General features: G+C 71.9%; 2 protein-coding genes. Both read left to right on the forward strand.

The genetic code is table 11. The features are described 5' to 3' along the window. Positions 1 to 26: 26 nt before the first annotated feature. A complete protein-coding gene (locus tag ABT001_RS28310; protein ID WP_351283107.1) occupies positions 27 to 13,955 on the forward strand; it encodes an SDR family NAD(P)-dependent oxidoreductase in 13,929 nt (4,642 codons plus the stop codon). Continuing rightward, the gene (locus ABT001_RS28315; RefSeq protein ID WP_351283109.1) at positions 13,948 to 14,904 is read left to right on the forward strand and encodes a LysR family transcriptional regulator; all 957 of its coding nucleotides are present in this window, start codon (positions 13,948 to 13,950) and stop codon (positions 14,902 to 14,904) included. The genes ABT001_RS28310 and ABT001_RS28315 overlap by 8 nt, the downstream gene beginning before the upstream one ends. Positions 14,905 to 14,908 lie beyond the last annotated feature (4 nt).

Below are 14,908 nucleotides of genomic sequence, written 5' to 3' on the forward strand. Positions count from 1 at the left end.
CGCGAGCTACAGACCATCCTCGCGACATGGGCCGGCGCCTGCCCCACCTGTCACCGCGACATACCCGCGCCAACATCGACCTGACCAAGCCCTACCGGGACCTCGACGCCGCGCTCGCGAGCGGTGGGACGCGGACGCTGGAGCTGCGGAATCTCGCGACCACATGGGTGGGCGGCAAGAGCGTCGACTGGCGCGTGGCCACGCGCGGGCCGCGCACCCCCCGGAGGGTCTCCCTCCCCGCCTACCCCTTCGAGCGGGTGCGCTGCTGGGTCGCCCAGGAGGAAGGCGCGCCGTCCGTGATCGCGCCGCTCGCACTGCGCGAGAAGCTCCACCCGTTCCTCGGCAGGAACGAGTCGGACGTCAACGGACTTCGGTACGGGCTCGACGTGCACCTGGACGATCTCCTGGACTACGGCTGCACCTCCGGGGAGCGGCAGGACAGGACACGCGGCATCGTTCCCACCTTCGCCGTCGACCTGGCGATCGCGGCGGCGAAGGTCTCCGGATTCTCGGGCGGGTCGGTCGTGCGCGGCCTCCGCCTCCTGGCCCCGGTCACCTGGACGACCGCCGCACGCCTGGTGACGGTCCTCCACACCGACGGAGGGCGGACGGCGGCAGGGGTCGTGTCCACGGAGGACTCCTCGGGGAAGCGCACGGCCGTGGCCGCGTTCGACGTACGAGCGGACGAGGACGGCCGGACGCCGCCGTCCGGCCACCCACGGGCGAAGCCGTTCGTGGGCCTGCTTCCAGGGGCGCTCGCACCGGACCGGGCGGACCCGCTCTCCCCGGCCGGCTTCCTCGCGGAACTCGCCGGGGGAGGCGTGGGATACGCGCCCGGACTCACCGGTGTCGAGGGCGCGTACCGCCTGCGGGACGGGCGACTGGTGATCGAGGTCGGCACCCCCGAGCTCCAGCGTGACCATGTGAAGCCGCACGTCACGCTCGCTCCCCACGTACTCGCCGCCGTCGCGCAGGGCCTCCTCTTCGAGGCGAAGCGGCAGGGCGTCCCGCAGTGGGAACGGACGGCCCCGCACCGGATCGACGAGGTCAGGCTCTTCACGGAGGGGAGCGACACCTGTGTGCCCGTGGCCTACGCCGTCTTCGACGTGACGGCCGACGGAGCGGGGATCGGGGGGTCGGTCGGACTGCTCGGCCCCGACGGAGAGGTGGTCGGCGTGCTCGCCGACCTGTGGTGCGGTGACGACGAAGGACCGCGGGAGGACCTGGACGTGAGCGCACGCGAAGTGGACGGTGCCGGAGGCAGCGGTGGGATGGCGCCCGGCGAGAACGGCGAGAACGGCGAAGCGCTCCTCTCCTTCGCGGTGGACGAGCTGCGGGGCCTGGCGTCCGGCATCCTCAAGTTCGAGCGTGACGAACTCGACCCGGGCACCGGCTTCGACGCCTTCGGATTCGACTCGATCTCGCTCGTCGCCCTGTCCGAGCAGGCGAGTGAGCGGCTCGGTATCGCTCTGACCCCTGCCGTCTTCTTCGACCGCAGTACCTTCGCATCGCTGGGCCGGTACCTCGTCACCGAGCACGAGACCCCCCTGCGCGCGGCGTACGAGAGGTCCCTCCCGTCGGACCGTGCCGAGACCGCCACCGAGCAGCCCGCTCCGGACAGCGGCAACCGGGTCCACGGGGAGACGGCCGAGGAGCCCGAGCCCGCATCGCCCGCCCCCCGGCGCCCGGTGCCGGAGCACCCCGCCTCGCCGATCGCCGTCATCGGAGCCGCGGGCCGATTCCCCGGCGCACCCGATCTGGACACCTACTGGGCGAATCTGGCCGACGGGACCGACCACGTCACGGCGTTCCCCCTCGACCGGTACGACACGGCTTACGCGCGCATCGTGGAGGCGTCGGAGTTCCCGCGCCACGCGGGTCTCATCGACGACGTGGACGCCTTCGACGCGGCCTTCTTCCGCATCCTGCCGCGCGAGGCCGAACTGATGGACCCACAGCACCGGTTGGCGCTCCAGACGGTCTGGAACGCGGTGGAGCACAGCGGGTACGCCCCCTCCGGCCTGCCGGGGAGCACCGGGCTGTTCTTCGGTGTCTCGGGGACCGACTACGCGACCCTCCTCGCGGCCCACGGCACCCCGCCGGACGCCTTCACCGCCACGGGCAACGCCCACTCCGTGCTCGCCAACCGCATCTCGTACGTACTCGACATCCACGGCCCGAGCGAGCCGGTCGACACGGCCTGCTCCAGCTCGCTCGTCGCCGTCCACCGGGCGGTCGAAGCCATCCGCTCCGGGGCGTGCGACGCCGCGATAGCGGGCGGGGTGAACCTCCTCCTCAGCGTCGACACGTTCGTCAGCGCCGACCGGGCAGGCATGCTGAGCCCGGACGGACGGTGCAAGACCTTCGCGAGCGACGCGAACGGATACGTACGCGGCGAGGGCGTAGGCGCCGTCGTGCTGAAGCCCCTCGCCGACGCCGAGCGCGACGGGGACGCGATTCTCGCCGTGATCGTCGGGAACGCCGAGAACCACGGCGGGCGGGCGAACTCCCTCACCGCACCGAACGGGGCCGCGCAGTCGGATCTCGTGGTGCGGGCGATGGGCGGCATCGACCCCCGCTCCATCGGTTACGTGGAGGCTCACGGCACCGGTACGGCCCTGGGCGACCCCGTCGAGGTGCGCGCTCTCCAGACCGCCTTCCGGCGGTTGGGAAGCGACGGCACCGGAACCTGCGGTCTCGGTTCGGTGAAGGCCAACATCGGACACCTGGAGGCCGCCGCCGGCATCGCGGGGCTGCTCAAGGTGATCCTGGCGATGGAACACGGCACCCTGCCGCCCACCCGGAACTGCGACGAGGTCAACCCCTACATACAGCTCGACGACAGCCCGTTCCGCATCGTGCGCGCGAGTGAACCCTGGGAGCGGCTCCGCGACCGGCAGGGAACGCCTGTTCTGCGACGGGCCGGGGTCAGCAGCTTCGGATTCGGGGGCGCGAACTGCCACGTCGTCATCGAGGAGTACGCCCGGAGGGACCCGGGGACGAGCACGGCACGGGACCGGGACGGCCAGGAGGGCCCGGTCGCCGTCCCCCTCTCGGCGCGTACGCAGCGGGAACTCCGCGAGCGGGCACGCGATCTGCTCACCCACCTGGAGAACGCCCCGAGCCCCGGATCGCTCCGTTCGATCGGATGGACGCTCCAGGCCGGACGGGAGGCCATGGCCGAACGCGTCGGCTGGGTCGTCACCTCCCGCCGTGAACTGACGGCGAGGCTGCGGGAGTTCGTCAACGGCACGGCGACCGGGCCGCTGCACGGAACCGGCCCGGATCCCGACGGTCTCGCCGACGTGGTCGCCCGTTGGAGCGACGGAGCCGAGATCGACTGGCGGCAGCTGTACGGGTCCGCCGGTTCCCGTCCGCCGAGGCGCGCGCACCTCCCCGCCTATCCGTTCGCACGCGACAGGTACTGGATCCCCGGGAGCGGAGAGAAGGCCGGCCCGGATCCCGCCCCCGGCGCTGCCGGGACCACGCTGTTCGTGCCCCGCTGGACGCCGAAGCCGGCGACATCGGGGACCGCCACCGGGGCCCCGCACACGCGCCACGCGGTGGTCCTGTACGGAACACCGGCGGCCCTGCGGGACGGCGTCGGGCGTCGGCTGCCGGACACGCGCTGCTTCGCCGTCACCACCGCCAAGCAGCGTCCGGAGGCCCGCTTCACCGACCTGTCACGGCAGGTCTTCGAGATCGTCCGACTTCTCGCCGGGGAGGCGCACGACGGAGCCACCCTCGTGCAGGTGGTGACAGCGACCGCCGACGAGGAAGAGGCCGGGCAGGCACTCGCGGGACTCCTGCGCACCATGACGCTGGAGAAGCCGCGCATCGCCGGTCAGGTTCTCGCCTTCGACGGCGAGTACGACGTCGACAGCATCGCCACCGCCGTCCTGGAGAGCGCGCCGCACACCGAGGACGGACTCGTCCTGCACCGGACCGGCGGACGCCACGTGCGGACCTGGACGACCGCGACGGCCGTCGGCACGGGCAAGCCGTGGCGCTCGGGAGGCGTGTACCTGATCACTGGAGGCGCCGGCGGCATCGGCGCGATCGTCGCCCGGCGGATCGCACGCGACACCGACCGTCCGACGCTCGTCCTCGTCGGACGGTCGGCGCCGGACGCCCGGATCGAACAGCTCCTCACCGACCTGCGGGAGGCGGGGGCGGTCGCCCGGTACGCCGTCGCGGACGTGTCCCGCTGGGAGGAGGTACGCCATCTCGTCTCAGGGGTGCGCGAGGAGACGGGAACGATCCATGGGATCATCCACGCCGCGGGCGTGATCCATGACGCGTACGTCTCCGCCAAGACCACGGAGGAGTGGGAGCGGGTCCTCGCTCCCAAGGTGGACGGCGTGGTGCACCTGGACCGGGCCACGGCGGACATGCCACTCGAATCCTTCCTTGTCTTCTCGTCCGGCGCGGCCGTCACGGGAAACCCCGGCCAGTCCGACTACGCCACGGCCAACGCGTATCTCGCGGCGTACGCTGCCCGCCGCAACGCGCACGTCGTGGCGGGCGAGCGGTCGGGGCGTACCATCTCGATCGCCTGGCCGCTCTGGGAGGACGGCGGGATGACCGTGGACGACACGACCCGTGCCTACCTCCGGCGCCACCGAGGCCTCGTGCCGATGGGGTCGGAAGAAGGGATCGACGCCCTCCTGGGAGCCTGGCGGCTCGGCGAGGCCGGCGAGGACCGGATATGGGTGCACCACGGCGACACGGCGGAGACCGTGCCGCCCGCGGCCTCACCCACACCGAGCGCGGTGGGCGCGGCCCCGGACCGGGAGACGCTCAGGTCGGTCCTGGAGCTCTTCTCCCGCGTCACGAAGCTTCCGCTCCACGACGTCGACCCCGACCGGCCGCTCGACGAGCTGGCACTCGACTCGGTCATGGTCATCCAGCTCAACAGGGAACTGTCCTCCGCGTACGGGGAGACCTCGACGACGCTCTTCTACGAATGCCCCACCCTGCGCGCTGTGGCCGCACACCTCGTGCCGCGGAAACAGAGCCCGCCTGCTCCCGGCACGCGGACCGGCGGACCGACGGGCGTGCTCCGCTCACCCGCGGAGCGGCCCACCCCCGGGACGTCCGCAGCCTCCGGCCCGCTCGCCCCGGAGGACGGCATCGCGATCATCGGGATGAGCGGACGCTATCCGGGGGCCCGTGACATCGGTGAGTTCTGGCGGAACCTCACCGCGGGACGCGACTCCGTCACCGAGATCCCCCCGGACCGCTGGCCGCTGGACGGCTTCTACGAGCCGGACCGCGCCACCGCCGTCGCCACGGGGCGCAGCTACAGCAAGTGGGGCGGATTCCTTGAGGACTTCGACGCCTTCGATCCGCACTTCTTCCGGATCGCACCACGCGACGCCTACGCCATGGATCCGCAGGAGCGCCTCTTCCTCCAGGCCGCCTGGGAGGTGATCGAGGACGCGGGCTACACCCGCGAGGAGCTGGCCCGTCGCCATCAGCGGCGCGTCGGTGTCTTCGCCGGTGTGACCAAGTCCGGCCACGCACGGCACGGTGAGGCCCTGCTGCCGTCCGGCGAGCGCGTCGTGCCCTCGCTCTCCTTCGCGTCGCTCAGCGCACGTACCTCGTACGTCCTCGACCTCCACGGCCCCAGCCTGACGATCGACACGATGTGCTCGTCCTCGCTCACAGCGATCCACGAAGCCTGCGAACACCTGCGCCAGGGCTCCTGCGACCTCGCCGTCGCCGGCGGGGTGAACCTCTATCTGCATCCCTCCGACTACGTCGAACTCTGCCGTTCCACGATGCTGTCCTCGCAGGACCGCGTACGGAGCTTCGGCAGCGGCGCCGACGGGTTCGTACCCGGGGAGGGCGTCGGCGCGGTGCTGCTGAAGCCCCTTGCACGCGCCCTCGCGGACGGCGACCGGATTCTCGCCGTGGTCCGTGGGACGAGCATCAATCACGGTGGGCGGTCCAACGGCTATACCGTCCCCAACCCGACAGCCCAGGCCGACCTGATCGGCGACGCGCTGCGGCGGGCCGGAGTCTCGGCACGGGAGGTGGGCTACGTCGAGGCGCACGGCACAGGCACGGAGCTGGGCGATCCGATCGAGGTGAAGGGGCTGTCGCTGGCCTTCGAGAAGTCCACGCAGGACAAGCAGTTCTGCGCGATCGGGTCCGTGAAGTCGGCGATAGGGCATCTGGAGGCCGCCGCGGGCATCGCCGGAGTCACCAAGGCGGTGCTCCAGCTCCGGCACCGCACGCTCGTCCCGAGCCTCCACGCCGAGGAGCTGAACCCCGGCATCAGGTTCGAGGAGACGCCGTTCCACGTCCAGCGGACTCTCGCGCACTGGGAGTCCGCACAACCGCGGATCACGGCCGTCTCGTCGTTCGGGGCGGGTGGGTCGAACGCGCATGTGATCCTCCAGGAGTACGTGGAGGACGCCGTTCCGGAGCGGACCCCGGCCGACGAGGGCGAGCAGGTCGTCGTGGTCTCGGCGCGGACGCCGGAGCGGCTGCGGCACTCCGCCGCGCGTCTGGTCGCGTTCCTCGACCAGGAGGAGGCGGAGGGACGAACGGTCCGCCTGGCGGACCTCGCCTTCACCCTGCGGTCCGGACGTGAGGCGATGAAGGAACGCCTGGCTGTGACCGCGGTCTCGCTGCCCGAGGTCCTGCGGGTGCTGCGGGCGTATGCGGAGGCCGGTGACGGGACGCCGATCCCGGGCCTGCACCGGGGCAGGACCGGGCAGACGCCGGGACCCGTCGCCGAGATCTCGGCCGACGACGACCTCCGGGAGCTCCTGGTCGAACGGTGGGGCCGAGCGGGCAAGCGCGACAAGCTGGCCGCGCTGTGGGCCGACGGGACGGACCTGGACTGGCGAGGGCTTCCCGGAGCGGTGCCGGCCCGCCGGATATCCCTGCCGACCTACCCGTTCGCGCGGGACCGGTTCTGGATCGGAGACCTGGAGCCGGCCGGAGGCGCCCTTCCCACCGGTGCGCACCCCGCCGCGGAGCCGGTGCCCGGCGCGGGCGCGGCGCACGCCACACCCGAGCCGGTCCCGGAGGACACGTCCGGCACCGCGCGCGGCGAACGCGTCGCGCACGTCGTGCGCGCGAAGATCGCGGAAGTGATGGTCATGTCGCCGGACGAGGTCGAGGGCGGGCTCGCGTTCGCCGACTACGGACTCGACTCGATCCTCGCTGTCCGCCTCGTCCACGTGCTCAACGAGACACTGGGACTCGACCTGTCGACCGGCGTCGTCTTCGACCACAGCTCCGCCGACCGCCTCGCCGCGCATCTGCTCGCGGAGTACGAGAGCGTCGACGCACCGGCGCCCGTCCCGGCCCGGGCGCCGGCCGCCGGTGCGCGGACGCGTCCGCGGAACGCTCCCACCTCTCCGCCCGGTGGACCGTCCACCGCCCCCGCACCGATCGCCGTGGTGGGAATGAGCGGACGGTTCGCCGGCTCCGAGAACCTCGAGGAGCTGTGGACCCATCTCGTGAACGGTGACGACCTCGTCACCGAAGCGAGCCGCTGGGATCTCCCGGACACCGGGCCCGACGGATCGGCGCGCTGCACGAAGGGGGGATTCCTCCACGACATCGATCGATTCGATCCGCTGTTCTTCGGCATCTCGGGCGTCGAGGCCGCCGCCATGGATCCTCAGCAGCGCCTGCTCCTCGAAGAGGCGTGGAAAGCACTGGAAAACGCGGGATACGCGGGACGTCAACTGAGCGAAACCCGCTGCGGCGTGTACGTGGGCTGCTGGAACGGCGACTACCAGGAGCTCGTGGGGGAGGGCGGCCCGGCCCAGGCCTTCTGGGGAAACATGGCCTCGCTCATCCCGGCACGCATCTCCTACGTCCTCGATCTGAAGGGCCCCGCGCTGGCGGTCGACACCGCGTGCTCCAGTTCGCTCATCGCGATCGACCTCGCCTGCCAGGGGCTCCGGTCGGGCGAGACGGACACGGCGCTGGCCGGCGGTGTCTTCGTCCAGTCGACACCGCGCCTCTACGAGCTGGCCGGACGGGCCGGAATGCTGTCGGCGACGGGCCACTGCCACAGCTTCGACCACCGTGCCGACGGCTTCGTTCCCGGGGAGGGCGTCGGAGTCCTCGTGCTCAAGCGGCTGGACGACGCCATCGCCGCCGGGGACCACATCCACGGCGTGATCCGCGCCACGGGCAGCAACCACGACGGTGCGACCAACGGCATCACCGCGCCCAGCTCGGTGTCGCAGGAGGCCCTGCTCCGCGAGGTCCACGAATCCTCCGGCATCGACGCCGCGTCCATCCAGCTCGTCGAGGCGCACGGAACAGGCACCCCGCTCGGTGATCCCATCGAGTTCTCGGCGCTCAGCCGGGTGTTCCGGGCCGGCACGGCGACACCCGCTTCCTGCGCCCTGGGCTCGATCAAGTCGAACCTCGGCCACACCCAGTTCGCCGCGGGCATCGCGGGTGTGTTCAAGATCCTCCTCGCGATGAGGCACGAACAGATCCCGGCCTCACTCCATTTCGAGAAGCCCAACAGCGCCATCGACCTCGACGACAGCCCCTTCTACCTGAGCACCCGCAGCCACCGCTGGGAGGCACCGGACGACGGCGGGCCGCGCCGCGGCGCCGTCAGCTCCTTCGGCGCGAGCGGCACCAACGCCCATCTCGTCATCGAGGAGGCACCGTCCACGGCGCGTGCCCGAGTCCGGGTGCCGAGGCCCGCGTATCTCGTGGTCCTCTCGGCGCACTCACGTGAACAACTGGCCCTGCAGACAGCCCGGCTGGCCGAGCACACGCGCCGCGAGGACTCCACGGACCTGGGCGACCTCGCGTACACGCTCACCGTCGGAAGGGACCGGTTCGCCCACCGGTTCGCCTGTGTGGCGGCGGACCGCGCCGAGCTGCTCAGGATCCTCGACGGAGGGCTCGACGGAGCGGAGGCGTACACCGGCGTGCCGGCGCCCGAGGGCAAGGGAGCGCCGGGTGCCCGGAAGGAGCTCGGCGAGGCGTGCCTGGGCCGCTGCTCGGAGTTCACGGGCTCCGACGCTGACGGCGAGGCGTACCGCGCGGACCTCACCGCCCTCGCCGGGTACTTCGCGCAGGGGGTCGACCTCGACTACGGTGCCCTCTACCCTGCGGGAACCCACCTCAGGATCCCCCTGCCCACCTACCCGTTCGCCGAGGAGAGCCACTGGACGGGTCCGCCGCCCGTCCCGCCGCGCCCCCTGGCCCCGTCTCCCGGGGCGGACACCGGGGTGACACAGCGGCAGAGGGCGAGCCACCCGCTGATCCACCGGTTCTCGGCGGTGACGGACGCTCCCGGCGCACTGTGCGCCTCGACGGTGTTCACCGGCGACGAACCCCTCCTCCGGGACCACACGGTGCGCGGACGGCGCGTCCTGCCCGGCGTCGCGCACCTCGAGATGGCACGGGAGACCGCGGCCCTGGCGTGGGGCGCGGACGCGACGAGTCCCCTGCTGATGCGCGACATCACCTGGGTACGGCCGGCCGCCGTCGACGGCGCGCCTCTGAGCGTCGACGTCCTGGTGAAGCCGGGCAACGGTGACGAGCTCACCTTCGAGATCGCGTCGGGGAACGACGGGGGCGGCGAACCGGTCGTCCTCTCCACCGGGCGCGTGTCCCGCTCCGGCACGCTCCGTCCCGACCGGGTCGACCTCGCGTCGCTCCGTGCGAGGTGCGCGACGACCGTGTCCGCCGACCGTGTCCGTGCAGGGCTCGCGTCGATGGGCATCGTCCACGGGCCGTCGCTCCGAGCCATCCGCGAGGCACACGTCGACACCGCCACCGGGACCGTCCTGGCGGAGCTCGCCCTGCCGGCCGAGGCGGACCCCGCCGACGGCGCGTACACCCTGCCCCCCGCGTTGCTGGACTCGGCCATCCAGTCCTCGATGGCCCTGCACCTCACCGACGGCCCGGCCGCCGCGGAGACCGCGGTGCCGTTCGCGCTCGACCGATTCGAACTCCTCGCCCCGTGCCGGGCCTCGATGTTCGCTGTGGTCCGTGTGGCGGGAGAGGCGGGGGAGGCGACCGAGCTGAGCCGTCTCGATGTCGACATCACCGACGCCGACGGCCAGGTCTGTGTCCGGATGACCGGCTACACCTCACGCCGTCCGAAGGAGCCGGCCCCCTCCCTGTTCGCACCCGTCTGGGAACCCGTGTCCGCGTACACGCCGGGCGAACGCGCCCCGCATCACACGGACCGCGTACTCGTGGTGGGGGGAACAGCCGAACAGCGGGCCGCGCTCACCCGCCGGTACCCGGGTGCCGCGACCTGGGACCTCGCCCCGGGCGCGTCGATCGACGAAGCCGTTTCCGGACTCCGGTCCACGGGGCCCGTCGACCACCTCGTCTGGATCGCACCCGACATGGAGCGGCAGGACCGGACGGCGCTCCCGCCGACGGACGTCGCCGGCTTCGCAGCGGCCCGGGACGACGGCGTGGTCGCGGCCTTCCGCTTCGTCAAGGCACTCATCCGCACCGGACACGACGCGCGTCAGCTCGGCATCACCCTGGTCACACGACGCACTCTGGCCACGCACGACATCGAGCTGACAGCACCTGCCCACGCCGGGCTGCACGGCCTCTTCGGGTCGCTCGGTCAGGAGTACGCGAACTGGTCCGTCCGCCGGGCGGACCTCGACACCGCCGAACTGCCCGACGACCTCCTGGCGCTTCCCGGCCACTCCGGGAGCGATCCCCTGGTGCGCCGCGCCGGCCAGTGGATGGTCCGCCGCTGGGCGCCGAACGAGCCCGGTGACGCACTGCGGGCGGCGTACCGCCAGGGCGGCGTCTACGTCGTGATCGGAGGCGCCGGAGGGCTCGGCACCGAATGGACCCGGCACGTCGTGCGGCACTACGGCGCCCACGTGATCTGGATCGGACGGCGACCGCGGGACGCCTCGATCGAGGCGAAGCTGGAGGACGTCGGCGGCGATGTGCGCTACGTGTCCGCCGACGCCGCCGACCCGGCGGCGCTGCGCAGGGCGCACGAGGAGGTCAAACGGCATCACCCGCGGATCCACGGCGTCATCCAGGCGGCGCTCGTCCTTCGGGACCAGACCCTGGCGCGGATGGACGAGGCGTCGCTCCGAGCGAGCCTCGCCGCAAAGGCCGACACCGGCGTGGCCATGGCAGAGGTCTTCGCCGACGAAGCACTGGACTTCGCCCTGTTCTTCTCGTCGGTCCAGTCGTTCACGACGGCCGCCGGTCAGAGCAACTACGCGGCGGGGTGCACCTTCAGCGACGCCTACGCCCACTTCCTCGGCCGCCATCTGGAATGCCCGGTGAAGGTGATGAACTGGGGGTGGTGGGGGAGCGTCGGCAGCGTCGCCACCGAACGGCACAGGGAGCACATGGCGCGTTGGGGGCTCCTCTCGATCGAACCGCCGGAGGCGATGGAGGCGCTCGACACGCTTCTCGGCGGCCCGCAGCGCCAGCTGAGCTTCATCAAGGTGAAGGACCTCGAATCCGTCGAGGCGCTCGACCCGGCGACACGGCTCACGGTCCACGCCAGGGCACGGTCCCGCGTCGCCCCGGCCCTCGTCGGGTCCGCCGCCACCGCCCCCGCCGAGTGGAAGGAGTTGCGCGCGATCGCCGCGTGGCGCAGGGACGAACGCGATCCGCTCCTCGCGAGGATGGTCCGCGGACACCTCGAAGCGCTCGGCGGTCTGCGTGACCCCGGCACCCCCTCGTCCCCCGGCGCCGTATCCCAGCTCCGCCGACGCGCCGGAATCCTGGACAGGTACGACACGTGGCTGGAGCACGCGCTCCGCATCGTGCCCGAGTCCGCGCCGTCGCTGGACGTACTCGTCCACGAGTGGGACAAGCTACGCGCCCAGTGGTCCACCGACCCCGACAAGGCGGCCGAGCTCACCCTGCTCGACGCCACGCTCCGGGCGCTGCCCGACATCCTCACCGGCAGGACCAGGCCGACCGACATCCTGTTCCCGCGGGGCTCCGTCGAGCTCGTCGAGGGCACGTACCGCGACAACCGCGTGGCCGACATGTACAACCGGGCCATGGCCGACGCCGCGGTCGCCGTCGTCGGGGAACGGCTGCGCCTGGACCCGTCGGCACGCCTTCGCATCCTGGAGATCGGCGCCGGAACGGGCGGCACCAGCGTCGGCATGTTCGCCGCGCTGCGCCCCTTCCAGGAACACATCGAGACCTACACGTACACCGATCTCTCGAAGGCGTTCCTCAACCACGCCCGGACCGAGTACGGACCGGAGGTGCCGTATCTCACGTACGAGCGCTTCGACGCCGAGCGGCCGCTGGCCGGGCAGGGCGTGGAGAGCGGGAGCTACGACCTGGTCGTCGCCGCCAACGTGCTGCACGCGACGCGGGACACCCGGAACACGATCCGCAACGCGAAGGCGGCCCTGCGCGACGGCGGGTGGCTCCTGCTGAACGAACTGGCGACCTTCGACCTCTCCAGCCACCTCACCTTCGGACTGCTGGAGGGATGGTGGCTCTTCGAGGACGACTCGCTGCGCGTGCCGGGTTCGCCCGCGCTGTCTCCCGCCGGCTGGCGGACGGTGCTGGAGAGCGAGGGCTTCCCGGCGGTCGTCCCCGTACTGCCCGAGGCACTTGAACTCGGGCAGCAGATCATCGCCGCCGAGAGCGACGGGATCGCACGGCAGGCGGTGTCCCCGTCGGCACGCAGGAAACCACGGGCCCCGCGAACACCCGCGAAGCCCCCGCAGGTGGGCGCCGCCGTCCAGGCGCTCCCTGTGCCCGCCCCCGTACGTGTCCCGGCACAGACCCCGGAGGACGGGGATACGGCAACCGAGCCGGGAGGCCGGGCCCGGATCCTGGCCGGGTACCTCCGTGACCGGGCCGCGCGGACTCTCGGCGTTCCGGCGGACAGGATCGCCCTCTCCGCACCGCTCAGCGACTACGGCATGGACTCCATCCTCGTGCTCCAGCTCACGAACGCGCTGCGTGAGGACCTCGGTGAGGTCTCGTCCACCCTGCTCTTCGACGCCGAGTCCATCGAGGAACTCGCGGACCATTTCGTGGAGACCGGCGGCTCCCATGTGGACGCCCTCGTGGCGCGCCTGGACCCCGCGCCGGAGGAGCGGTCCGTCTCCGGGCCCGCGCCGCGGTCGTCGGCACGCTCCACGAGCTCCGTCGCCGCCCTGTTCCGCACGGTGGTGGAGACCGGTACCCCCCAGCAGGCCGGTGACCTGCTGTCGATCGCCGCCCGGTCGCGGCCGACCTTCGCGACCGGAGGTGGATCCGAACCGGAGACCTTCCGGCTGTCGGAGGGGGAGGAGGAGACGGACCTCGTCTGCCTGCCCTCACTCATCGCCCCCACCGGAGCGCACCAGTACGTGCAGTTCGCCGCCGCGCTCCGTGGCCGTCGCCGGGTCTGGGCGGTCTCCCTCCCCGGATACGGGGAGGGAGAGCCGTTGCCGGCCGACCTGGAGGCGGCCGCGGACCGACTGGCCGTGACACTGCTCCGACGGTTCGAGGGCGGGACGCTCGCGCTCGCGGGCTACTCCTCCGGTGGCTGGCTGGCCCACGAGGTGGTGCGCCGGCTGGAGGCGGCCGGCGCTCCGCCCGCCGGGCTCGTGCTGCTCGACACGCCGCGGTCGACCGGCGCGGCGATGGTGCGGGGCATGTCCGTGATCACGCGACGGCTGCTCGACCGTTTCCCGCGACTGCCCGTCACCGACGAGCAGTTCACGGCGATGGCCTGGTACGCGGAGTTGCTCGACGGCTGGCGTCCACTGCCGGTGAGCACCCCGACGCTGCTGGCAGGGGCCGCGGACGACGGGGCCCTGCTCGACCTGCTCGGTGAGGAGACACGGGCCGGATGGCCGCTGGAGCATCTCCGGACGGAGGTGGCGGGAGACCACTTCTCGCTGCTGGAGGAACATGCCGAGTCGACGGCGCTCGCGGTCGACCGGTGGCTCTCCGAACACGGTCCCGCATCCCCGGGGGCGAGCGATGAGTGATGCCCTGGGATTCAGCCTCGCACAGCTGCGGTACTTCGTCGTGTCCGCCGAGCTGGGCAACATATCGGAGGCAGCGGAGAGGCTGTGCGCCTCCCAGTCGACGGTCTCGTCGGCTGTGATGAGGCTGGAACGCCAACTCGGCGTACAACTGCTTCTCAGGCATCATGCCCGGGGAGTCACCCTCACTCCGAGTGGCCGGCACCTGCTGCGGGACGCGCGGGCCCTGTTGGGGCAGGCCCGGAACCTCAAGGCGCAGGGTGACGCCCTGGCGGGTGACGCCGCTGGTCACCTCGACGTCGGATTCCTCTCCTCGATCGCCCCGTTCCTGCTGCCCTCGGTCCACGGGTTGGCCGAAGAGCGTTATGCGGCACTGCGGCTGAACGTCCACGAGGACTCCGCCGACCGCCTTTCGGAGTCCCTGAGGGAAGGCCGGTGCGAACTGGTGGTCACCTACGACTTCCTCGCGGCAGATCACCGATTCCGTCCGCTGGCCGACCTGCCCGTCCACGCCGTGCTGGCCGACGGCGATCCGATGGGCGGGACCGGCTCGATCGGACTGGACGAGCTGGCCACCCGACCGCTGGTCACCCTGAACTCTCCCGACATCATCCGTCATGAGGAGAAGCTGTTCGCCGAGGCGGGCTTCCCCCTGTCGCGCGTGATCAAGGCGGCGAGTCTGGAGACGGTCCGTGGTCTCGTGGCCGCCGGCCACGGGTTCGCCCTGATGTATCAGCGCGCTTCGCCCACGACGACTCTCGACGGGGGAAGGGTCAGAGCGGTCGAGATCGCCGGAGACCTGCCTCGTTCGTCCCTCGGCGTGGCCACGATGCCCGGCCTGACCATGAGCAGCCGCGGTATGGCGTTCCTGGAGGTGCTCAGATCGGCGGTAGCGGTCCGGAGCCGGAACACCGAACGGCTCGGCCCCACCGTGACCCGGACCGGCCCGTGACCGT

This window comes from Streptomyces sp. NPDC002793 (assembly GCF_040295485.1).
Lineage (GTDB): Bacteria > Actinomycetota > Actinomycetes > Streptomycetales > Streptomycetaceae > Streptomyces.